Source organism: Bacillus sp. CFBP9009 (assembly GCF_036541465.1).
In the GTDB taxonomy this organism is placed as follows: Bacteria; Bacillota; Bacilli; order Bacillales; family DSM-1321; genus Peribacillus.
Genome location: NZ_JAZHFU010000010.1, coordinates 75,352 through 98,223, shown reverse-complemented (window position 1 = coordinate 98,223; position 22,872 = coordinate 75,352). Strand labels below are relative to the sequence as shown.

The window sequence follows — 22,872 nt, the reverse complement described above, 5'->3', positions numbered from 1 at the left end:
AATATAATTGTGCTTCTAATTACCTCTGCTAACTTCTGATTGTTCAGCTATCCATTCTTGAATAGGTTACCAAGTGCACTTGGCATTCCAATCAGACCTCCCCGGGTAAGAGTGAAGCCTTTCCCTCCATCTATCTGCTTCATTTACTCTGTATCACCTTCGGCAGTATGGACTTTTTCTTGATGTGTAGACTCTTCCAATGATACCTAGCCTTATATGAAGTTCGTGTTCCTCAGACCGGAGTTTTGCCGCTCGCTTCCTTCAGATTCTGCGTCCCCGCGGACACCCTTGAGTTAGGCTAACCACTACTACTGACTTCTTGGCTCGGGACTTTCACCCTATAGACTGCACCCATGCCGGGCGCACACACAAAAGAACCAGCCCGGTTGACTGGTTCTTTTTCTATAAAGTAATTGTTCGACATTATTCTAGGATTACTAGGCACCGCCTAGAGCTTTTCCCCATTTGTTGCGATCACGTTTTTATACCAGAAAAATGGTTTTTTCTTCTTGCGTTCTAGTGTTCCAGAACCATCATCGTACTTGTCTCCATAAATATAACCATAACGCTTACTCATCTCACCAGTTGATGCGCTAACTAAATCAATACATCCCCATGAAGTATACCCCATCAATTGTACTCCATCTTCAATCGCTTCGCCCATCGCTTTGATATGCTCGCGAAGATACTCAATTCGGTAATCGTCGTTTATCGAACCGTCGTTTTCTACTTTATCGAAGGCTCCAAGACCGTTTTCCACAACGAATAACGGCTTTTGGTAACGATCATACAATTGATTTAAAGAGATTTGAAGTCCGATCGGATCAATTTCCCATCCCATTACTTACTTTTAAAAATTTATTTTTAATTCCACCTAAGATATTCCCTTGACCCACATCTTCAGGTGTTTTTTCCCTCTTCTCTGTACGGGACATATAATAACTAAAAGCGATATAATCAACAGTATTTTCCTTTCATTATATCAAGGTCACCTTCTTGAATTTCAAGTTTTATTCCATGTTCTATCGCTTAATGAAAGCTGGGTACTCTCCTCTTACTTGAACATCTCCACAGAAGTAATTAAACAATTGCTCTTCTTTTAGTGCATATAACACATTTTCAGGGTTGCAATCAACAGAATAAGTAGGAGCATATACAATCATACATCCAATTTGAGAACCTGGAATGATTTCATGACAAAGCTGTACTGCTCTAGCGCTTGCAACAAATTGATGGTGATATGCCTGAAAAGTAGGTTGATAGCGATCTTCTTCTTTTTGGATTGCAAAACCTAAAATCGGCATATGTAGGCTGCTGTTAATTTCATCGAACGTCATCCAATATTTCACCTTGTTTTTGTAACGGTTAAAAACCGCTGTTACATATCTTTCATATCTACAAATGTATGAAACGTTTGAAGCGTTAACAGAGGCAGTTATTGAGTATATAAATTTTTATCATTACAATCGATATCAAAAACGATTAAACGGCCTTAGCCCTATGGAATATAGAGCTAAAGCCGCTTAAATCGCTTTTTATTATTTCCACTGTCTACTTGATAGGGGGCACTTCAAGGTTTAGTGACACCATTAATTAAACAAAAAAGAAACAAAAGAATATTTCTTAATATCTATATTTCTATCACTAATACGGATGTTTTTCTAACCATTTAGCATATTCGTAGATTCCTGTAGATAGATCAATTTCCGGAATAAATCCAAGATCTTCCTTTGCTCTTGTAATATCAAAAGGGGCATTCATATCAAGAATATCAATCGTTCCCGGACCAATAGATATATCCGCAGTCGGATATATTTCTTTAACATAAGTTATTAATTCTTCATAACTGATTTGTGTGCCGCCAGTAATATTATATTCATTATGATGTATTATATTATTAGTAAGAGCTAAGCTTTAGGATTATAAATCACTTAACCTCTGCTTCTTCTTGGATACTACTGTAACTATAATTAGTTGATCTCCTTCCACCCCTTCCGTAAATAATCAAAATTCCGGTAATGATAATTCCCACTCCGATATACCAAGCAGAACTTCCGGCTGTATAACCAATATAACCAAGCACAAACATAGAAAGTATCGGTAGAATGGATATTAACAATGCCTTTCCCTTTCCGTAACGTTTAAACATAGCAAATATAAAAGACAATGCTATAGCCAGATAGTTGAAAACAAGTGTAATAGTGATTACATCATAATAAAATGCAAGCTGAGAATACGGTTTAAACCAGACCAAACCAATAGCTAGTAGAATAATAATTAAACTTACCAACCAAGGAACCTTGTGCTTATTTATAGAGCTAAAAATTGCCGGAATATGTCCTTCCTGGCTCATACGATAAGCAGTACGTGCACCAGAAGTCATTGAAATCTGTAAGCCTGCGGCTGACGAAGTTATAACCACAAAAATTGCGAACCAACTAAAGGTTGAAGGTAAATATTCATTAGCGACGGCAGCGATAGCTCCACCATTTCCACCTTCAGCTACAGCAGCTAACTTTTCGACCGGAACTGCATATTGCCAGCCAATAGCTGCAACACTGTAAATAACAAATGCCGATGACAAAACAAGTAAAAGAGAACGTTGCACGGTACGTACAGGGTGTTTAGCCTCTTCTATAAAGTTTATGGTTGAATCAAAGTTCGCTAGCATCCACATTCCATATAAGACACCAGGTCCGATCACTGACCAACCTCCAGCTGCAGAAGGAGAATATAATGAGGTAAATGACACATCTTTCACATGTGGATTTAGAATACCTAATATGCCTAATCCCACAACTACAGCTATTTCAAAGATAAGAAAAATGCCAGCAACCTTAGCTGTTATACTAATTCCTCTCAACCCAACAAAAAGAAAAACAATTAACATAACTGTTCCCAAAATTTTCGCCACAATTATACCGTTAAGTGCAGGGATAAGTGATTGAATATACTGGGCTCCAATTACAGCCGTCATGGCTGCAACTGCCAAACAATTAATGACATATGACCACCCAAGAATAGTCGCTATATTTGGATGTATAAACTTTGCGGAAAATGTAAATGCACCAGCAGCTGAAGGAGCCTCTCGTGTTAAATAGACCATACTGATTGCAATAACAAGCATTGGGAAAAAGTAAGCAATAAGGATAGCCAAAGGAGCCGCATGTCCTGATATAGTATATAAAATAGACATAGAAGATGCGGCTACCCATGCTGGCGCATTAAAACCTAATGCTGATAGAGTTACATCCTTTGTTCCCAATTGTCCTTTATGAAGTGTAGTTGGCAATTCATTAATACTCCCGTTCTTGTCATAACCAATAAAATTTAAGAAACCCATACGTAATCCCTCCTTTTGTTTGCAGTGCTTATTAATCCTTCTTTAGCGCATTAAAAGGATACCGCTTACATTTTGCTATGAATTTAAAAGTTTATTTAAATTCACATTTTGAAGGTGATCAAATTGTATTTTCCCACTAGACCAAGCGGCTTCAATTTCATTAAAGGTTGTAAACCTACAATTCGACTTTTTGGGGAGGTACTCCCTTTTTTAGTTTTTAAAACCCTTGAGCCCGTAGGGCTCAGGATTATGAAATTCATTCCTTTACCAATTGTTGTTACATCGTTTAGGGTTGTTTATTATTTAAGCTTGAGTCAAATTAGAAGCTTTTAAACTGGAAGCTTCCATTAAAAAGTCAATTTTCTCTGCTTCGTTCCCCCTATATATTACTGGATTTGGAGACTCCACCTTCGCTATAATTTTCCCATTTCTAATAGAATAGGATGGTTTAACTTGCTTTCGAAGGGCCTCATACTCATTTTGGGCCGGTAAGATGATTAAATTGCCTGATTTTCCTACTTCAATACCGTATCTATCCATTATATTAAGTGTTTTTGCACCATTAGTGGTAACTAAATCAAAGGAGTCTAGTAATTCCTGATAGCCCGTCAAATGGCAAACGTGAACACCCATATGAAGGACCTCAAGCATATTTCCTACCCCAAGTGGGTAAAATGGATCCATAATATCATCGTTTCCAAAACTTACATTTAATCCGGCCTCTAGTAATTCCTTAACTCGTGTAATTCCTCTGCGTTTTGGGTATGTGTCATAACGTCCCTGAAGATGAATATTAATTAAGGGATTTGCAACAAAATTAATGTTTGCTCTTTTCAATAATCCAAATAGTTTAAACGCATAAGCGTTATTATATGAAGCCATTGCAGTTGTGTGACTGGCTGTAACTAATTTCCCCATATCATATCTTGAAGCTTGTGCTGCAACTACTTCAATCCCTCGTGATTGATCATCATCAGTTTCATCGCAATGTACGTCTACAAGCACTCCGTATTTTTCTGCCAGTTTAAATATTTCCTTAATCGAATCAACCGCATCTTCTCTTGTGTCCTCAAAGTGTGGAATGGCACCAATTGCATCTGCCCCCATTACTAGGGCTTCTTCTATTAACTCTAATCCATTTTTAAAATTTAAGATTCCGTGCTGGGGAAAGGCAACGATCTGAACATCAATAAATGGGGCGAATTGTTCTTTTACCTCTAACATTGCCTTTAGTGATGTTAATCCAGGTTCATCTGTATTAACATGTGTTCTCACATACTGCGTTCCATTTGCAATGTTCCATTTTAAAACTTTTGAAGCCCTGGATTTTACGTCTTCAAAAGTTATGTCCTTTTTTCGTTCATTCCATATATCTATCCCCTCAAATAAGGTACCGGTTGAATTATATATTGGATCCCCATAAGTACCAACATAGTCTAGATGTGTATGAGAATCAACGTATGGAGGTATTACTAATCCTCCCCCTCCATCTATTATCTCTTCTCCTTCAATAGGGTCTATATTTCTTTCTATTTTCTTGATCTTTCCATCCTGTATTGCTATATCCCATAAACCATCTTTTTTACGAATATTTACATTCTTAATTAACATTCAAATCAATCCCCCTAGAAAACTATGATACTTCCTATCATTAAAATACTTAATAAATCGGAAAAATTAAACGCAGTACCAAGATTTGCCCCTGCAGACATTGTAGTTGCAAGGAAGGTAAAACCAAGAAGAACTGCAAATATCGCAATCCAGTTTTTACGTGCAGAATGTGGTACATGAGTCAAAGTATAATCTATATCAACAGATTGATTTACAGAATTTTCAGTCTTTTTCTGCATTCATTTGACCACTCCTTAACATTAATTGTCTTTTGACTTTTCAAAAGGTAGGACAATACGAAATACAAAATGATATTAAATTTTACTGACAGACTCCAATTTTTTTACTTTTTTAATGTCTTCAAAACATAATCCGAATGCATTTTGAGGAATAAATTGTCCTTCACCTTCTTGACCTATAAATTTTCCATCTTCAATCATCATTTTTCCACGTAGAAATACCTTATCCACTTTTCCTTCTTGTTTAAATCCTTCATAGATATTAAAATCAACACCATGCAAACTCGTTTCATTTGTAATAATAGATTCATGGTTTGGATTATAAATTACGATGTCAGCATCCATCCCAACTCCGATATGTCCTTTACGATGAGATAACCCGTTTATTTTCGAAGGAGTAGTTGCGAATAAATCAACTAGGCGTTGTCTAGAGATTTTTCCTGTATTCACGCCATATGTCCAAAGAATGCCTAACCGATTTTCAACTCCTGGAGATCCGTTTGGAATATTTGTAAAATCATCAACTCCCATATGCTTTTGATTCTTCCAGTCAAATCCGCAGTGATCAGAGCTGACAGAATTTAACCAGCCATGATTAATAGCTTCCCAAAGGGCCTTTCGATCAGCTTCAGATCTAAGGGCAGGGGAACATACATACTTTGCACCTTCAAAATTTGGCTTGGCTAAATCTTTTTTATCGAGCATAAGATAATGGGTACATGTTTCACCATACACTTTGATTCCGCTATTATTAGCATCCCTGATAACTTCCATAACATCCTTAGCTGTAACGTGAACAATATAAATAGGTGCTTCAGCTAAAGCTGCTAGATTAATAGCTCTTTGTGTAGCCTCAATTTCTACAAGCGTAGGCCGAGATACTGCATGATAATAAGGAGCTGTTTGACCTTTTGCAACACATTCCTTTTGCAAAATATCGATCACATCTGCATTTTCCGCATGAACCATAACAGTGACTCCGGAATCCTTTGAAGCCTTTAATACTTTAAAAAGGGCCGCGTCATCGGAATGGAATGGAAGACCTTTATAAGCCATAAATATTTTAACTGTCGATATACCCTTGTCCGGTAAATTCGAGATTTCCGCAAATACCTTGTCTGTTGGTTCGCATATTACGCCATGATAGGAGTAATCAACCATCGCTAGCTTAGAAACTTCTTTTTTGTCATATTCAAAAATAGTTTCGGCAATCCCTTTGCCAGCCTCTTGGTTAACAAACTCAATAACTGTCGTTGTTCCACCTGCAATTGCAGCATTAGAAGTTTCAAATCCTCTTACTTTTTCACCTTTAAAATCAAAAGAATAGTGAACATGCTGATCGACTCCACCAGGCAAGACATATTTACCCATTGCATCAATTACCTTGCTGACTGGGTAGTTCAGGTTTTGACCAACTGCAACGATTTTTTCCCCCTCAATTAAAATGTCTCCAACATACTCGTCTATAGCCGTTACAATTGTTCCGTTTTTGATTAATAAACTCATCATTATTCCTCCTCGTATAAGTATTAGGATAAATTTTACTTGCTAGAATTATTAACTTTCTGTGATTCTTTTTTACTTACAGCCAAATTCTTAATAACATTTAGAAGTAGATCACATCCTGCTTTAATATCCTCCTCTTTTGTATATTCTTCAGGACAATGGCTTTTACCGCCCATGCTCGGGATAAAAATCATGCCTACATCTGTCACTTCAGTCATCATCGCTGCGTCATGAACAGCACCGCTATTCATATTCATGTAATTAAAATGATGTTCTTTTGCTGTTTCTTCAATAAGCTCAATAATCCTGGAAGATAGTTTTACACTGTTGGAGGCCCCCACCAATTCCATATGGCTCTTCAGCGAGTTTTCAGCTGAAACAGCCTTTACCTTTTCAGCTAGTTCATGGGATACCATTTCAATCCCTAGAGGTTCTACATCTCTTATATCCACAAAGAATTCCACTTTCTGAGGAATGACGTTCGCCATATTTGGCTGACAGGATATTTTCCCAACAGTGGCAACCGTTGTTGGCAGAGCAAGTTCGCTTGCCGCTTTCTGGATATGGGAAATGATACTTGCCGCTCCCACCATTGGATCGCGTCTTAGATTCATAGGAGTAGTGCCCGCATGATTGGAATCTCCTTCCAGGGTAACTTTAAATGTCTTCATTCCAACAATGGCTTGCACGATCCCAAGCGATTTATTTTGCGTCTCCAGTACTGCCCCTTGCTCAATATGCAGTTCAATCATCGAATCCACTTTATCTTTTCTCAAAACATCTTTCTCTACATTCTCTATGTCTACCCCAAAACTTTTAACTGTTTCGTAAACGGAATTCCCCTCTCCATTTTTTATGAATTTTAAATCCCCTAACTTATACTTTCCTGTCAATACCTTGCTGCCAAGCATAGTAATCCCAAAGTTAGAACCCTCTTCCTCGGCAAAAATAATTAACTCGATAGGATGCTTTAATTCAGTTTCCTCTTCTTTCAACACTCTAATTATCTCTAAACCCGCTAAAACGCCAGTTAACCCGTCAAACTTCCCACCATTTTCTACGGTGTCAATATGTGATCCGATCATGATGGATGGTTTATCTATTTCCTTCCCATACTTAGCTCTAATATTTCCAATAGCATCTATCCTGATTACAAGGCCCAGCTTCATCATCTGTGAGATCAGATAGTCTCTTGCCTGTTTGTCCTCAGGGCTGTAGGAAAACCGTGTACAACCATTTTGCGGGGTTTTCGTGTATCTTACAATATTTGCGAAGTCATTCATCACCCGTTTGATATTGATTTCCATTTCACTATCTCCCTTTTTCTTTCTCATTACCTGAAATTTTTCTCTCAACTTCCCTAGTAATCTATCACCTTCCTTCTGCTACTCTATTTTGTAATCTATTCATGAGGTAATTATATAAATCCAGAAAGCGTTTCCATTGGACAAAGTGTAAAGAAAAAGAGATTTTATTTTTACAACCTTCTGATTTCTTTATTCGTTTCATGTATAATAATAAAACCTGAACAATAATTAACGATTGGAGGATAGTTCTATGAGTTCTGATCTCCCTATTTCCATAAATGATGTGTTAAAACGCCCTCTCTTAAAGGCACTAGAGTGGTTGCAGGTAAAAATGGGTTACAAAGAAGTATTCGTTGAGTTCATGTTCTGGAAATTGATAATTTTGACTCGTTAATTCATGGCCAAGAAATGATCCTAACAACAGGGATTAACTTCAAATCAGACAAGGTATCTTTTTTATCCTATCTTGAAAATTTAATAGAATTGAATGCATCTTGTTTATGCTTAGAGATAGGCCGTTATTTCGAGTCCTTTCCAGAAGAAATGATTGCCTTGGCAAACCAACATGACTTTCCCTTACTTTTAATTACCGAAAATGTACGTTTTGTAGACATAACTCAAGATTTACATTCTATAATTATTAATCATCATCATCAGATGCTGCGGAATCTAGAAAAAATATTAAGGGAATTTCACAGATTAGTACTTACATCTCAAGGAACCTTGAATGTTTTAAAATTGCTTTACAGAAGTACGAAACACCAAATTATTTATCCCCTTATTCAAGGTCAAGCTAGTTTTTTGCCTCCTGGAAATGTAAATAATCAAAAAGATATCCTTGATTTTCTTAACCAACGTCTAAAAGGGTAAATGATATCCATGTTGTTCAGTTGATCCTATCGGCAATATGACTCCAGTATTCCGATCAGCTGCTTCTTTAATCTCCGGCCACGTTAAGTTTGCCATAATCCGTGTTCTCATTTCTGTTTAGCCCCTTTCAATACTATATTGCTGTTCCCCCATTAGGACTAATTATTTGCCCAACCAGGAATGTTCCACCAGACCCTGCCAAGAATTCAATGACCGATGCAATTTCATCCGGCTGTCCAAAACGTTTTAAAGGAATCTGTTCCCTAGTCTCATCATTGTATTCAATTGTGTCCTTAATAAGCATATCCGTTTCCACTGGTCCAGGTGCAATTGAATTTACAAGTATGCCGATGGGAGCATATTCTTTAGCTAAAGCTTTGGTTAAAGCAATGATTGCACCTTTAGAAGCACAATAAGATGCATATGTTGGGAATCCAACTAACCCTAGCTCAGAGCTAACATTAATGATCCTCCCACTTTTCCGCTCAATCATACCGGGTAATGTAGTACTAATACAAGACCAAGTACTCCCTAAATTTGTATTAATCATTCTTTGCCATTCATGCCATTCAATGGTATGAGCATCTTTTGATTGAAGAATGCCAGCATTATTAATCAACACATCTATTCTTCCGTAATATTCCTCAGTTTTTTTAATAAAATTTACAGCTTCCTCATGTACACTCAAATCTGCTTGAAGAATTATTGCGTCTCCACCATTCTCCTTTGCGATTTTTGCTACCTCAGCTAATTCATCATCTGATGTGTGGAAATTGAGTGAAAGCAAATCTCCACTTAGGGCAAATCTTTTGGCAGTCGCTAATCCAATACCTCTTCCTGCACCAGTAATAACCACAACTCTTTTAGACATTATATTACTCCTTTCGTTTTAGAACTTTCATTGCTATCTTCATTAGTGTTCATGTTAATTTTTGAAAAGAAAAAATAAGATATTAAGGCTACCGCTGCAAGAACTAACTCCCCAATCAGATACTGAGTTCCTTGAGTAACAATAGCAAAGCCAGTAAAAAGAAATAAGACTTGGTAATGGCCACAATGGCATTTTAAAGGGCCTTTCTACATCCGAATTATTAATTCTACTTAGAATTCCAGATACTCCGACGAAAAATATACTACGGATATAACTGTTCCAGAAAAAATAAGAAGCCAATTAAGTTGTGAGATAAAAAGAAAAGCTACACAGGGAACAAACAACACCACAACTCCTGCTGCAGGTACACTATGCTTATTTAATTTCGCAAGCACATTATTAATACTACGTGTCCAGACTTTATCACGGCCTGTCGCATAGACAACTCGGCTGAAGTACATAAAGAGAGATAATGCTGTATTAAATAGTGCAAAGATCACTCCGATACTTATCAAAGCTCCAATCTGAGGTCCAAAGGCTTGTTTTACCGAGTAAACGATCGGTGCATTTGAACCGAAGAATTCTTCTAAGTTTGGAGCAGCAATAACGCCTGCAATGAGTGGCACTATAATCAAAACAGCTGCTAGTATTGCAGCCTTAATTACTGTATTCGCAAGAACCCTTGGTCCACCCTTCATTTCTTCTGAAAAACCTAACACTGCATCATAACCGTTAATAACATTAAATGCTGGCGCTAAAGTAGTAATCATAACTCCTAAAGTAACAGGAACAAGGACACCATCCTTTAACATAGTGGGATTGAATGTAATATCCATAAATGCCTGATGTGGATTAACAAAGGCAGCTACAACCACAGCTATCAGCACACTTGACTGTACAATAACCACGGCAATTGTTACCCAAGCACCCAATTCAACACTCATAATTGCAATAATCACCACCAGACTCAAAGCAATAAGCGCTACTACTTGGCTTGAAACCTGTAAACCTGGAATTAAATCTTTTGTAAAGTCGCCTATCCCTAGTACAAAACTTGCTGGCAGAATAGCTCCCTGAATTAGGAAGTTAAACACCACCTCTAAAATTCCCTTTCTTCTTCTAGCGGCATGAAAACGTATTATTTTATCCCTTACAAGTATTTCAGAAAAAATAAGTGGTTCTCCCTATTTACAATAGTGAACTTCTAGTTTAAGAAGTGTTTCATTTTTCTCCATCTTCATCTTCTTTTTCAGATTAGGATCAGCCATTGATGATCTAAGTTCAGTAATTGAGTGTGCAATCGAGTCATTGCTAAACATATCTGCCAGTTCAAAAATGGATTCAGGAAATTCGTCAACTTTTAGTTCTTTTATAAGCTTACATTTAGGGTGTACTCAGAGCCAAAATCACAGGTTTACCGTCTCACATGAATAAACGTTGTATTAATAAAAGCTCTTCCTCTTTATCTACAACTAAAAAATCTGCAATTCTCTTATCGTGGGAAACGGTAACTAGATCCTTTTGCCCAATGGATGGTTAATGCCCACTTTCCTGAATAAGTTGGAAAAACCCTTTAAATTCGTCAATACACATCTTTACCTGTAAACCTTCAGTATTAATCACCGTTGAACTCCCATGCCTCTTATAAATTACACCATCATTTCAAGTGACTACAATACGCTACAAATTGTAGCTCTACTCACACCAAATTATTTTGAAAGGGCTTGCTCAGATGGTAGTTTTCCATTATCACCAATTTCGTTATTCCTTATTGCTTCAAGTAATATATTCTTCATATTCAGGTAAAGAGGGGTATTGTTAACTGAGTATTTTTTCATTTTATATTCCTCGCTCCAACTTATTCAAAATAGGCCATTAAACAAAATTAAAAATCATTTTCTCTTAACCAGTTGACATACATTTTTAGGCCATCCATTAAGGACACCTGAGGAACATAACCTAGATCATTCTTTGCAGCGCTGATATCAAATAAACTCTGATGATCATAACCAAGTTCCCCTGGCCCAACATCAAATTTAGCATCGGGAATAACTTCTTGTAACAATTTAATTACCTCTCCAAATGTTTGCTGATAGCCACCTGTAATGTTGTATACTGCTAACTCATTTTTCTTTTCTGTAAAACATGCAGCTAATGAGGCTCTTACTGCATCAGTTACATATATCAACTGAAACTTCTGTTCACTTCCCGACGGTAAATAGAACATTTCGCCTTTTACAGCAGCTTTAATAGCATCACGGATATATTCCTGCATGACCTGTGCAGGGCCCCAAACTTGACAAACTCGTAAGGCTATTATATCCATGCCATAACATTCATTGTATGCCCTAGCCATCATCTCTGTAGTTGCTTTTGTTACACCATAAGGAGTTCTCGGATTTAACGGATGATCCTCTGTAATAATATCCTCATGAGTATCACCATATGCACATTCAGAACTATAGACAACAATTCTTTTAACTCCAGTCAATCTTGCTGCCTCTAGTACACCCATGGTTCCCATGACATTGGCTTCAGCAGTCGCAATTGGTACCTCTACCCCTACATCTGGATGTGATTGTGCAGCAGTGTGAATAATTCTATCAATCTTATGATTTTGAATGGTCGTAATGAGTCTAGGTACGTCATAAAGTTCACCGAACACATGTACATGCTTTGGATCTTCGGAAGGCAGACTCATATCTCTTATATAATCGATAACGGTATGCCCTTGGTTTAGCAGTTCTTTTACGATATATCTTCCCAAATAACCCTTGCCACCAGTAACTAAAATGTTCATTTACAACTCCTCCTATATTTTTTTAATCTAAAATACCTCTTATTTGTTAATGATAGAAGATTCGGACTTTATATTTTCCTTAGACTCTTTATTATCTCTAGGTCGTATATAAAAATAATAATAAATTAAGGAAAAGAGACAAAAGCAACAGCTAGACTAATGTCTTTCCATGATTGAGTATATATAGCTATAGTAGTTGCTATTATTACGAAAATAGGTATTAAAGGAAAAAACGGCATTTTGAAAGGCCTTACAAAATTGGGTTCTTTTTTCGACTAATAATAGTCTTACTTTAACGATCTTACATCCAAAAATAGATAGTGCTTTCAAGTTTCTTTAATTTGAAAAAACACCTCCTTCAGTTACATATACTTACTCCTTTCAGTGGAAAAACCTGATTGCATGTCCTCTACCTTTTGAGGAATTATCTCTTCATCAAAATGAAACTCAGGAAGGGGCTTGTGAAAAAATTTTGTCATGTAAAGAAGATATGCCAAGCCACATACCATCCAAAATGCTGCACCCATGAACGGTAAAAATGATACCGTATGCAGTCTTAAAAGAGCGTTTCTGATTTCTTATAAAATAATGGGCGATGACAGATAGATTAACGGATGTAAAAGCAATGAGTCCGATAAACTTGATGACTTGATCCAGGTTTAACAAGATACCTAGTAAAGAAACTATACCTATCACAATAATGCCGTGTGACGGTGTTTTAAATTTGGGATGAAAATAACTAAATAGATTTTTAGGCAATACAGAATCCCGTCCCATTGCATATAACACACGTGATGCACTTGTAATTGTAGCGACTCCCGAAGAAAAGTTCCCAACAATTATCGCGATTTCCATGGCTGCAGAATCAGCGTGTTCGAATGAAAAACCCGGCTGCACCAATTGTGCTAAGTAGGAAGAGCCAATGTACAAAATCCCTATAAACATAAGCATTATGATAATAGCTCTTGGGATGGTTTTTTCGGGATTGATTGTTTCCTCTGACAAGGTAGTAAGTGAGTCAAAACCGAGGAAACTAAAACAAAGAATTGAAGCTCCTGCTAAGAAAACTGACAAGGGAACATCTGAATTGAATAATGGTTTACTTGAGAAAAGAGTGCCTGTCCCTACTCCTTCTAATAAACTTTTGACGGTTAATATTCAGAAAAAACAAACGAAAATGATTTGAGCAATAACGAAAATTTTACTTGTGGACGCTGATATCATTACACCTAGTATGCTCGGTACCACTATGATAGCAGTCAAAAGAATAATCCACACATAATGCGGAATCCACGGAAACACTGCACTTATAAAGACAGTGGACATCAAGCACGTCACCATAGGTGTTAACATATAATCAAGCATAATTGTCCAGCCGACAAGAAACCCAACTTCAGAATTAATAGATTTTTGAGTAAATGTATAAGCTGAACCTGAGATAGGGTATGCTTTCGCCATCTTTCCATAGCTGAGCGCTGTAAAAAGTATTGCTAAAAATGCAATAATGTACGCACCCGTAATTACACCATGTGAGGTTACGGCAGCTATTCCATAGGTATAAAAAAATACTATGGGGTTATTCCAAGCAATTCCAAGCAATCCCTAAAAAAACAACCTGTGAAAAAGTAAGTGTTCTAACAAGCTTCTTCCTTGCCATAATCAGCTCCCTCCAATTCACAAAGAATACTCAGATTCTTTTGAATATTGTGTATCTTTGATTATAAAGGTTTTTGTTACACAAAGGTCAATAGCTGATGAGATGGCAAAGTTACGAGGGATGACTGCGGAGACCTTGCGCCACTATGATCGGATTGACTTATTTAAGCCGCAATATATCGATCCACACTCGGGGTATCGCTACTAATCTATTTCCCAGTACGAGGTTTTAGGGACCATTAAAGAGTTACGGCAACTTGGAATGAGTACGGACGATATAAAGGATTATTTCAATGAACGTAATTTTAGTAAGTCTTTGGACATTCTTAAAGCCAAGCACGCAGATCTTGTTTTAAAGCTGAATGAATTAACTGACTTGGAGGAAAATATTCGGAAAAAAATTGGGTTCTGGTACAAAAATCACTCGTTATAAGCATAGAGTGTAAGTTTCCTTTAAATTGCTAACTTATGAAGCTAATCCAAACAATTTATGGATGAATTCTTTTTGATTTTGGGCAGACTTCACCCCTTGATGAACCTGTTTCTTTTTAATCATATGCATGGCTTCTATGCCACTCAGTATGTAAGTAGCTGTACGAAATGATTTCAATCCTAACATCGAACGAACTCGCTTCTTTATAAAACGATGATCTTGTTCTACTATATTATTGAGATATTTAACTTGCCTTATTTGTATGCCTTCAGGCATGCGTTTCTCTTCTTTTAACTCTTGAATCGCTACAGGATAGGCTGGATTTTTATCCACTGTTATGACACGAGGTTTACAAACATGAGAAGTAGCCAAGGCTTTCTTGAAAAAGCGCTTGGCTGCTTGTTTATCTCTTGATTCACTTAGATAAAAATCAATGGTATTCCCTTCTGAATCGACTGCACGATATAAATACATCCGTTGACCTTTTACTTTGATATACGTTTCATCGACTCTCCAAGAGTCATTTGTTGGCTTAAGATGACGACGTACTCTTTTATCTAATTGAGGTCCATATTGATGAACCCAACGCATAATCGTTGTATGAGCCATGGATAAGCCACGCTCCTCCATCATTTCAACCAAATTACGAAAACTTAAGTTGTACCGTAGGTACCATCGTACTGTTAACAAAATAATGTCAGGCTGATAGTGCTTCCATTTGAACAAATCTTCTCTTTCCATACCGATCACACACCTTTTTTTAGAGTAATAGTATCAGTATGTCCAAGATTTAGAGATTAATTGCAATAGTCTTGAAGTTCTTGCACCAGAACCCGCCTAACATAAGAAGCCCCTTTTCTCCTACTAATGGAGAATTAAACTTTGGTCTAGACCAGACTATTGAGCTTCTTCGATTTAATGCATTAACTATTGATTGGTTTGTGGAGGTTTTCACATTATTGCGACCTCGTGCAGCTGAATTATTTCCAACGTTCGATTCGCGCCTTCAGCCTTCGCAGTTCGGGACTTGCACCCTATAGACTACGCCCATACTGGGCGCACAATGAAGGGGGCTCTTTCTTTTGAAAGAGCCCCCTTCAATCGCTATATCAACTATTGTTTCACACAATCTTATGCCAGATTCCCTCCATCAACGACATAATGGCTTCCTGTGATAAAAGAAGCATGATCTGAAGCTAAAAACAAAACAAGCTCTGCAATTTCTTCCGGCTGGGCATAGCGCTTCATTGGTACCTTCGCTAACGCTCTATCTCTCATCTGATTCACATGCTCTGGTCCTTTTCCACCCTCAATGGCCTGCATCATTCGGGTGTCGACATATCCGGGGCAGATTGCGTTCACCCGAATCCCCATTTCTGCCGATTCTAAGGATGCTGTTTTGGTCAATCCAAGCACGGCATGCTTAGAGGCAGAATAGGGAGCCAAGCCAACGGAGCCCTTTAACCCCGTAATAGATGACGAATTGATGATACTTCCTGACCTTTGCTCCATCATGATAGCCATCACGTGCTTTAAACCAAAAAAGACACCCTTGATATTGACATTCAAAACCTGATCTAAATCCTCTGAAGATGTTTCTGTAATCGGAGCAACCTTTCCTTCTATTCCCGCATTATTGAAGAAAACGTCAATTTTTCCGTATTTCTTCTTTGTCAGCTGAACAAAATTCTTTACTTGCTCTTCACTTGTCACATCAGCAGTTTGCAGCAAATAATCCTCTAGCTCCAGTTCCTCGGCAAGCGATTCTAGTTTTTTATGATCCAAATCGACTAACGCCAGTTTCGCTCCTTGGTTGGCAAATAAACGAGCCGTTTCCTTACCAATTCCACCGGTCGCCCCTGTGATTAATACAACTTTTTCTTCAAAACCCATTGCTCTTCCCCCTACCTTATTTTTTTGCGTATAGCAAGTCCATATTTCTTAAGAACTGGACACCGCCTTCTCCATATCATCCAATTTGACTTTTTTCTCTTTCCGATCAGGATGAACAAAGCCTATAAATAGTATTGCAACAACTACCATGATCGAAGAAATCATTAGAAATGAATACTGAAATCCTTGAACTATATTATCACTCCCAGTGGATTGGATAATAAATCCAGTGATCAACGAGCATAAAGCTGCTGCGACGTTCTGAAAGGCAACAATCATTCCAGAAATAGTGGATGTGCGTTCAGGAAGCTGATTGCACATAATGATATGGGATGTTGAAACAATAAGGTAGCTAAATCCATACGCCAATGTAATTCCGATGATAGCCCACGCCACCGATTGGGTAAAATAAAGTGATCCAAAAAACAAGCCACCAAGAAGCATTCCAATTCCTGTTACCTTCACCCGTCCCGCACGTACGTTTTGTGTATTTTTAAATATGCGGTCAGAGATAGTTGCCATGGATAGCGACACAATCAGCGATGTTCCTCCGACTGTCAATGTGGCATATGCCATTCCCATTTCCGATACTTGAATCACTTTTAGAAAGTATAAAGGCATCCAAATCTGCATCCAACTCGATAGACAGAAGAATCCAAATGCAACAAACAAAGTAAATATACTAGTTCGTGACAACAGAACCGGGTATAATTCCGACCAAGTAACTTTCCTTTTTGGAGCAAAGTTAGACTTAACTGCCAGTTCTGCTAGTTCTGGAGTTTTTTTAGGAACTACAGTAACCCACACGACTAATAGAACCAAACTGACTAATCCCATAATAGCAAACGTATGTCTCCAACCTACCATTTGGAGTAAGAGTACAACCAAAGGAGCGACCGCATAAGCTCCAACCGTTGAACCTGAGGTAAAAATGGTGGTCACCCGTGCCCGCATAGCTGGGGGGAAATAAGCAAACAATTGTCTAAGGGATGCCGGAGCATATCCACCTTCAGCGAGGCCAAGAAAAATACGATACAGAAGGAGTGTTGCAAAACCGCCGATTATATAGCCTCCAAACTGGAGAAGTGACCATGCTAAAAGCATGAAGGCTATAATTTTCTTGGGAGAGACTTTATCGGTAAGAACCCCTACGAAAACCGCAGCTACGGGAAATATCCAGAAAAAACTACTTCCAATAATTCCCCATTGTGCATAACTCAAACTTAAGTCTTCCATTAAAGAACCAGCAGCAAGTCCGACAACACTCTTGTCAGCAAAGTTAATCAAAAACCCGAAAAATAGAATAATCAGAACAACCCAACGCATAAACATCCCCCCCTATCTATGGATATAGATATTTCCTCTTACAAACCTTGATTCCCATTATTATAACGATATGCAAAACACGGGGTAAAAGCGATGACAGACAGAAACGCACAATCAATTTCGCCTCGGCGTACTTAGGTTTCCTTCCTTACTTCGTTCAGCCGGTGTTTGGACTCCCGCTGAACAGGAAAGTAAACCGCACTCATCTCACCTACCTATTGAGGTGGGCGTTTTCTGATGAATGAAGATAAACAAGTGCAAAAGTGGGTATATGCGGAACCTCTTCACATATACCTAACCTGATACTGTTTCAAAACGAACTATATAGCTGTATCAATCATCTATTAAATCTGTACGGAAATCATTTTTGTGTCTAGATAGTCATCCAATCCATACTTTCCGCCTTCGCGACCCATGCCGCTCTCTTTTACGCCGCCAAATGGCGCTTGAACTGCAAAGGGAATAGCATCATTCACTCCTACCATACCGTATTCCAGTTGTTCAGAAACACGGTACTTGCGGGAAAGATCTTTTGTATAGAAGTAAGAGGCAAGTCCATATTCAATAGCATTTGCTCTTTCAATAACTTCTTCCTCGCTACTGAACCTTAAAAGTGGAATGACGGGTCCAAATGTTTCTTCCCTAGTAATCAGCATATTATCCGTTACATTAGACAAAACAGTGGGATCGTAAAAATTTCCATTGGAATAGCTTCCGTCCGACAGCCTTTTCCCACCGTTAAGGATACACGCTCCGAGTTGAACCGCATCGTCGACTTGCTCTTGGACCTTTTCAATGGCTCCTGCATTTACCAAAGGCCCCATTTCATTTTGTTCATCCAATCCATTACCTACTTTGATAGTTTGAACTTTTTCTTTCAGCTTCTCAGCAAATTCCTCATAAACTTTATCCTGCACATAAATCCGGTTTGGACAGATGCATTGTTGTCCATTGGAGCCAAATTTACTTTTTACCAAACCCTCAACAGCCAAGTCGATATCCGCATCATCAAAAACGATAAAAGGGGCATGCCCCCCTAATTCCATCGACACTCGCTTGACAGTTTTTGCAGACTGCCCAATGAGAATTTTCCCCACTTCCGTTGAACCAGTAAAGGAAACTTTCTTCACAATACTGCTGTTCATAATCGTGTTGACAATAGGGCCTGATTGTCCGATGACGAGATTAGCCACGCCTTTCGGCAGACCTATTTCATCAAAGATTTTAAATAACGCAACTGAAGACAACGGAGCTTCTCTCGAAGGCCTTAGGATCACTGTACACCCAGTCGCTAGAGCCGGTCCCAACTTTCTAGCAGCCATGGACAACGGAAAATTCCAGGGAGTAATGGCTCCTACAACACCAACAGGTTGTCGAATCACCTGGATACGTTTGTTAGCTATGGAGGGGGAAATGATATCTCCATAAATTCTGCGTGCCTCTTCTGCATACCATTGAAAAAAGGCGATGGCCGAACCTACTTCTTGCCGGGCATGATGAATTGTTTTCCCCATTTCTTTTGTTATGATTTGAGCTATTTCTTCCCTTTTTTCTCCAAGTTTCTCCACAATTCGCCATAAATACGAACTGCGATGCTCTGCCGTGAGTCCAGCCCATTGGGGAAACGCCTTCTCTGCGGCTTGAATGGCCAAGTTCGTCTCTTCTTCACCAGCAAAATAAACGGTACCCGCCTTTTCCCCTGTTGCTGGATTATTTACTTCAAATACCTGATTCGTTTCCAACCATTCCCCATTGATATACATCATCAACGCTCCCTCCGTGATTTTAATCTATAGGAAAAGTCGAACTAGGTATAGCCGACTTTTCCAGAGTAATGAAACTTATTAGGACGCTATCAAGAATGTTTCCTCTTCCTCTGTTCTCCGCGATTCAGCTGTTTCTTTTTTTCGTCCTCTATCAATACATGGTGAAGGATCTTGCCGTTAATCGATTCAAATTTTTCTGAAATTGTTCACGCGAGGTACCTTGTAATACGCTGGGTTCTAGTTGTACCATTCGATTATCTTCGCTTCAGTCACCATTAGGATTTTTCGGAACGATAACCTTAATTCACTGTTTCTTTGCGATAGGAATCTGTTTTTCCGAATACAATAGACACCTTACATATCCCCTCATTCGCGCAATACCATTTTTCAGGAAACCGGTTCTTTAGAGTGCGAAGTTGTTAAAGTAAACCCTTCGTAGCCTTTAGCTGTTACGTCGTCGCATATCTTACGGTACTTCCCAACTCCCCCAACATAAATGAGGAATCCACGTGGCTTATCTTTAATATTTGCACCCGTGTACCAAGAGTCGACCTTAGTAAGAAGCGAAGCTTCAGCTAATTCCTGACAATGCTTACTCCATGCCTCTTCCGCCTCCCTATTAGCCTCAATCGTTTCCACCTCATGCTCGCGAAGATATTCGATACAATCACCAATCCATTCAACATGCTGCTCAATAGATACGGGAACGTTGGACAGTACGGAAGGACTCTCAGGGCCAGTAATCATAAACATGTTCGGGAAACCAGCATTTGCGATACCGAGGTATGTTCTCGTTTGTGTTCCATCAGCCCATTTCTCTTTTAGTGACACTCCGTCTTTTCCACGGATATCGATCTTAAACAAAGGCCCTGTCATCGCATCGTAACCAGTAGCAAAAACAATGACATCCAGTTCATACTCCGCTTCCGAAGTTCTTATTCCCTTAGGCGTAATTTCAACAATCGGCGTATCCTTTACATCTACCAAGGTGACATTATCACGATTAAACGTCTCATAATAATTGGTGTCTATGACTGGTCGTTTTGCAGAATAGTAGTAGCTTGGTTTTAATTTCTCAGCTACCTCTGGGTCTTTTACAACGTCACCTATCTTAGAACGAATAAATTCACTAGCTGTTTCATTGGATTCTTCGTTTACCAACAGGTCATTATACGTTTGGCTAAACCCTAATCCCCCTCTTTCCCAGACCTTTTTGTATTGTTCCTGACGTTCTTCTGGTGTATCTTCCAATGCCGATTTATCGTTGATCACCGAATGAAGATAACCCATTGAGGACCAACGTATTTGTTGCCTAATCTCTTCATAGTTTTCTTTAGTTTGACGTATAAATTCTGGGTCATATCGATAGTTTCTCGCAGGAGTACTATACGCCGGCGTTCTCTGAAAAACGTTGAGATGACCCGCTTCTTCCGCAATGACCGGGATAGATTGGATACCGCTTGAACCCGTACCAATCAAACCGACACGCTTCCCACTGAAGTCTACCTTTTCATGCGGCCAGTGTCCGGTGTGATATGCTTCCCCCTCAAAACTAGCTAAGCCCTTAAAGTTAGGTGTGTTCGATGCAGAAAGACAGCCTACTCCCGTGATGAAATACTTAGCAGTCAAATTGGTACCGTCATCCAGTTGGATACTCCAATTTTTATTAAAATCATCGTAATGAGCAGCTGTAATGCGTGTATTGAACTGGATATCACGACGTAAGTCAAGCCTATCTGCCACGAAATTAAGGTACTTTAATATTTCCGCCTGTTCCGGGAACCTAGAAGTCCATGTCCATTCCTGAAGAAGCTCATCAGAAAAAGTATAATTATAAATAATACTCTCTGAGTCGCATCGCGCTCCAGGATAACGATTTGCATACCATACACCACCGACATCAGCCGCCGCCTCAAAAGCACTGACGGAAAATCCAGCCTCACGTAAGCGATATAGCATGTATAACCCCGAAAAACCGGCTCCTACAACAACTGCATCTAGGTTAATGATTTGATTCTTATTTGTCATATTTATTCCTCCCCTTAATCACAATCTAGTTGTACTCAAGAACTTATCAATCTTCAAACAATCGATTAAATCACTCAGAGCGTCCCGTAGTATAGCTTGCAATGTTCTAGCCTTGTCCCCCTGATGGGCATATCGTCAAGGGAACCGGCAATATATTTTCTATCCGTTAGAACATCTGCATGGCAGGATTTCTTCAACCACCTAAATTGGCGGATTATAGAAAGTTAAGCTATTTCAACAATCAAATTCGTTAAGCTTCCTAAATATAACTGGCATTTATTCATGAAAGGATGAATGCAAGTGGTGGGCTACTTGCTCAATCGCCCGCTTGCCTTTATCCATAATTCCCGCCATCCAGAAGAATCCGTGAATCATGCCTTCGTAGCAAGTGTATTCTACAGAAACGCCTGCTTCACGCAACCTGTTGGCATAGGCCAATCCCTCATCATGAAGTGGATCATATTCCGCCGTAATGACTAGTGCCGGTGGAAGTCCACTCAGATCTTTGGCCAGTAGTGGTGCTGCGTAGGCGTTGAACATGTCTTCTTCTTTATCCAGATACTGTCGCGCAAACCACGCCATGCTATCATGTGTAAGGAAATACCCCTCGCCATTCGCTTTGTACGAAGGCGTATCGAAAGAGAGGCTCGTTACCGGATAAATCAAAATTTTTGACACAAAAGTTGGTCCTCCCTGATCCCTTGCCTTCATCGTGACGGATGCAGCGAGATTTCCACCAGCACTATCCCCACCAATTGCGATTCTCGTCGGATCTCCCTTCCATTCTCTGGCATAATCGGCTACCCACGTTGCTGCTTCATAACAATCTTCAAGAGGAGTAGGGAACTTATATTCAGGAGCCCGGCGATAATCGACGGACACCACAATGCACTCTGCCTGATTGGCAAGGCTGCGGCATGGTACATCGACCGTTTCAAGATCTCCTAAAACCCATCCTCCTCCATGAAGGTAGATAAAAACCGGGAAAATCCCTTCTCCTTCCGGGGTATACACCCTCACCTTAATTTCGCCATTTTCCACAGGAATCCAGTACTCTTCTACCTTGGCTACCGGCTCTGCTGGACCTGCCAATTTTTGTAGTGCCACCCCTTTGGCACGGTTTTCTTCAGGTGTCAGAGCGGAGGTTGGTTCTCTTTCCCCCAACAAATGCAGGAAGTCCTTCGCTTGAGGATCTAACATGAATTGATTCCTCCTTTGAATAT

Annotated in this window: 20 protein-coding genes and 2 pseudogenes; 5 read left to right on the top strand and 17 right to left on the bottom strand. The window is 39.0% G+C overall.

What is annotated here, in order from left to right; all coding sequences use genetic code 11:
* Positions 1-448: 448 nt before the first annotated feature.
* Positions 449-1,394 (bottom strand): annotated as a pseudogene (locus tag V3595_RS20565) (glycoside hydrolase family 1 protein); the annotation flags it as partial.
* A 7-nt stretch (positions 1,395-1,401) separates the two neighbouring features.
* Between V3595_RS20565 and V3595_RS20560 the strand changes: the two are divergent.
* A complete protein-coding gene (locus V3595_RS20560) occupies positions 1,402-1,527 on the top strand; it encodes an IS3 family transposase (RefSeq protein WP_485909148.1) in 126 nt (41 codons plus the stop codon).
* Positions 1,528-1,927: 400 nt separating this feature from the next.
* On the opposite strand, the gene V3595_RS20555 is transcribed toward V3595_RS20560, so the two are convergent.
* The 5 genes from V3595_RS20555 to V3595_RS20535 form a co-directional block, all read right to left on the bottom strand.
* Positions 1,928-3,343, bottom strand: a complete 1,416-nt coding sequence (locus V3595_RS20555) for an APC family permease (RefSeq protein ID WP_485909146.1) — start codon at positions 3,341-3,343, stop codon at positions 1,928-1,930.
* Positions 3,344-3,646: 303 nt separating this feature from the next.
* Entirely contained in the window at positions 3,647-4,954 is a 1,308-nt protein-coding gene (gene codA, locus V3595_RS20550; protein WP_485909144.1) for a cytosine deaminase, read from the bottom strand.
* Between the two features lie 14 nt (positions 4,955-4,968).
* On the bottom strand, positions 4,969-5,193 hold the full coding sequence (locus tag V3595_RS20545; protein ID WP_485909142.1) for a hypothetical protein: 225 nt from the start codon (positions 5,191-5,193) through the stop codon (positions 4,969-4,971).
* Positions 5,194-5,268: 75 nt separating this feature from the next.
* Positions 5,269-6,699, bottom strand: a complete 1,431-nt coding sequence (gene hydA / locus V3595_RS20540) for a dihydropyrimidinase (RefSeq protein ID WP_485909140.1) — start codon at positions 6,697-6,699, stop codon at positions 5,269-5,271.
* A 35-nt stretch (positions 6,700-6,734) separates the two neighbouring features.
* On the bottom strand, positions 6,735-8,033 hold the full coding sequence (locus V3595_RS20535; protein WP_485909138.1) for an allantoate amidohydrolase: 1,299 nt from the start codon (positions 8,031-8,033) through the stop codon (positions 6,735-6,737).
* Between the two features lie 223 nt (positions 8,034-8,256).
* Between V3595_RS20535 and V3595_RS20530 the strand changes: the two genes are divergently transcribed.
* A complete protein-coding gene (locus tag V3595_RS20530; RefSeq protein WP_485909136.1) occupies positions 8,257-8,400 on the top strand; it encodes a hypothetical protein in 144 nt (47 codons plus the stop codon).
* 14 nt (positions 8,401-8,414) lie between these two features.
* Positions 8,415-8,876 carry a PucR family transcriptional regulator ligand-binding domain-containing protein gene (locus tag V3595_RS20525; protein WP_485909134.1) on the top strand — a complete coding sequence of 154 codons (462 nt, stop codon included), beginning with the start codon at positions 8,415-8,417 and terminating at the stop codon, positions 8,874-8,876.
* Here the strand turns inward: V3595_RS20525 and V3595_RS20520 are convergent.
* From V3595_RS20520 to V3595_RS20500, 5 genes and pseudogenes are all read right to left on the bottom strand, one after another.
* Positions 8,865-8,987, bottom strand: coding sequence for a creatininase family protein (locus tag V3595_RS20520; RefSeq protein ID WP_485909132.1), 123 nt, complete (start codon positions 8,985-8,987; stop codon positions 8,865-8,867). The two genes, V3595_RS20525 and V3595_RS20520, sit on opposite strands and share 12 nt — an antisense overlap.
* Before the next feature lie 22 nt (positions 8,988-9,009).
* A complete protein-coding gene (locus V3595_RS20515; protein ID WP_485909130.1) occupies positions 9,010-9,747 on the bottom strand; it encodes an SDR family NAD(P)-dependent oxidoreductase in 738 nt (245 codons plus the stop codon).
* A 230-nt stretch (positions 9,748-9,977) separates the two neighbouring features.
* Positions 9,978-10,841 carry an APC family permease gene (locus V3595_RS20510; protein ID WP_485909128.1) on the bottom strand — a complete coding sequence of 288 codons (864 nt, stop codon included), beginning with the start codon at positions 10,839-10,841 and terminating at the stop codon, positions 9,978-9,980.
* Positions 10,842-11,632: 791 nt separating this feature from the next.
* The gene (locus V3595_RS20505) at positions 11,633-12,547 is read right to left on the bottom strand and encodes an NAD-dependent epimerase/dehydratase family protein (RefSeq protein ID WP_485909126.1); all 915 of its coding nucleotides are present in this window, start codon (positions 12,545-12,547) and stop codon (positions 11,633-11,635) included.
* A gap of 447 nt (positions 12,548-12,994) precedes the next feature.
* Positions 12,995-14,146, bottom strand: a pseudogene (locus V3595_RS20500) (APC family permease).
* A 160-nt stretch (positions 14,147-14,306) separates the two neighbouring features.
* Here V3595_RS20500 and V3595_RS20495 point away from each other — a divergent pair.
* Both V3595_RS20495 and V3595_RS20490 read left to right on the top strand, forming a co-directional pair.
* Complete coding sequence (locus tag V3595_RS20495) at positions 14,307-14,411, top strand: MerR family DNA-binding transcriptional regulator (RefSeq protein WP_402882905.1); 105 nt, start codon at positions 14,307-14,309, stop codon at positions 14,409-14,411.
* 3 nt (positions 14,412-14,414) lie between these two features.
* On the top strand, positions 14,415-14,636 hold the full coding sequence (locus tag V3595_RS20490) for a MerR family DNA-binding protein (protein WP_485909219.1): 222 nt from the start codon (positions 14,415-14,417) through the stop codon (positions 14,634-14,636).
* Between the two features lie 33 nt (positions 14,637-14,669).
* Here V3595_RS20490 and V3595_RS20485 read toward each other — a convergent pair whose 3' ends face one another.
* From V3595_RS20485 to V3595_RS20460, 6 genes are all read right to left on the bottom strand, one after another.
* Entirely contained in the window at positions 14,670-15,377 is a 708-nt protein-coding gene (locus V3595_RS20485) for an IS6 family transposase (protein ID WP_485909124.1), read from the bottom strand.
* A gap of 390 nt (positions 15,378-15,767) precedes the next feature.
* On the bottom strand, positions 15,768-16,529 hold the full coding sequence (locus tag V3595_RS20480) for an SDR family NAD(P)-dependent oxidoreductase (RefSeq protein ID WP_485909122.1): 762 nt from the start codon (positions 16,527-16,529) through the stop codon (positions 15,768-15,770).
* Positions 16,530-16,577: 48 nt separating this feature from the next.
* Entirely contained in the window at positions 16,578-17,855 is a 1,278-nt protein-coding gene (locus tag V3595_RS20475; protein ID WP_057218503.1) for an MFS transporter, read from the bottom strand.
* Positions 17,856-18,199: 344 nt separating this feature from the next.
* On the bottom strand, positions 18,200-19,618 hold the full coding sequence (locus V3595_RS20470; protein WP_485909217.1) for an NAD-dependent succinate-semialdehyde dehydrogenase: 1,419 nt from the start codon (positions 19,616-19,618) through the stop codon (positions 18,200-18,202).
* 390 nt (positions 19,619-20,008) lie between these two features.
* Positions 20,009-21,649, bottom strand: coding sequence for a flavin-containing monooxygenase (locus V3595_RS20465; protein WP_485909120.1), 1,641 nt, complete (start codon positions 21,647-21,649; stop codon positions 20,009-20,011).
* Positions 21,650-21,925: 276 nt separating this feature from the next.
* A complete protein-coding gene (locus V3595_RS20460; protein WP_485909118.1) occupies positions 21,926-22,849 on the bottom strand; it encodes an alpha/beta hydrolase in 924 nt (307 codons plus the stop codon).
* Positions 22,850-22,872 lie beyond the last annotated feature (23 nt).

Bases quoted from the DNA above. Each gene is read 5' to 3' on its own strand.
- V3595_RS20560 (WP_485909148.1), top strand. From the start codon at position 1,402: ATGTATGAAACGTTTGAAGCGTTAACAGAGGCAGTTATTGAGTATATA.
- V3595_RS20555 (WP_485909146.1), bottom strand. From the start codon at position 3,343: ATGGGTTTCTTAAATTTTATTGGTTATGACAAGAACGGGAGTATTAAT.
- codA (WP_485909144.1), bottom strand. From the start codon at position 4,954: ATGTTAATTAAGAATGTAAATATTCGTAAAAAAGATGGTTTATGGGAT.
- V3595_RS20545 (WP_485909142.1), bottom strand. From the start codon at position 5,193: ATGCAGAAAAAGACTGAAAATTCTGTAAATCAATCTGTTGATATAGAT.
- hydA (WP_485909140.1), bottom strand. From the start codon at position 6,699: ATGAGTTTATTAATCAAAAACGGAACAATTGTAACGGCTATAGACGAG.
- V3595_RS20535 (WP_485909138.1), bottom strand. From the start codon at position 8,033: ATGAGAAAGAAAAAGGGAGATAGTGAAATGGAAATCAATATCAAACGG.
- V3595_RS20530 (WP_485909136.1), top strand. From the start codon at position 8,257: ATGAGTTCTGATCTCCCTATTTCCATAAATGATGTGTTAAAACGCCCT.
- V3595_RS20525 (WP_485909134.1), top strand. From the start codon at position 8,415: ATGATCCTAACAACAGGGATTAACTTCAAATCAGACAAGGTATCTTTT.
- V3595_RS20520 (WP_485909132.1), bottom strand. From the start codon at position 8,987: ATGAGAACACGGATTATGGCAAACTTAACGTGGCCGGAGATTAAAGAA.
- V3595_RS20515 (WP_485909130.1), bottom strand. From the start codon at position 9,747: ATGTCTAAAAGAGTTGTGGTTATTACTGGTGCAGGAAGAGGTATTGGA.
- V3595_RS20505 (WP_485909126.1), bottom strand. From the start codon at position 12,547: ATGAACATTTTAGTTACTGGTGGCAAGGGTTATTTGGGAAGATATATC.
- V3595_RS20495 (WP_402882905.1), top strand. From the start codon at position 14,307: ATGGCAAAGTTACGAGGGATGACTGCGGAGACCTTGCGCCACTATGAT.
- V3595_RS20485 (WP_485909124.1), bottom strand. From the start codon at position 15,377: ATGGAAAGAGAAGATTTGTTCAAATGGAAGCACTATCAGCCTGACATT.
- V3595_RS20480 (WP_485909122.1), bottom strand. From the start codon at position 16,529: ATGGGTTTTGAAGAAAAAGTTGTATTAATCACAGGGGCGACCGGTGGA.
- V3595_RS20475 (WP_057218503.1), bottom strand. From the start codon at position 17,855: ATGCGTTGGGTTGTTCTGATTATTCTATTTTTCGGGTTTTTGATTAAC.
- V3595_RS20470 (WP_485909217.1), bottom strand. From the start codon at position 19,618: ATGTATATCAATGGGGAATGGTTGGAAACGAATCAGGTATTTGAAGTA.
- V3595_RS20465 (WP_485909120.1), bottom strand. From the start codon at position 21,649: ATGACAAATAAGAATCAAATCATTAACCTAGATGCAGTTGTTGTAGGA.
- V3595_RS20460 (WP_485909118.1), bottom strand. From the start codon at position 22,849: ATGTTAGATCCTCAAGCGAAGGACTTCCTGCATTTGTTGGGGGAAAGA.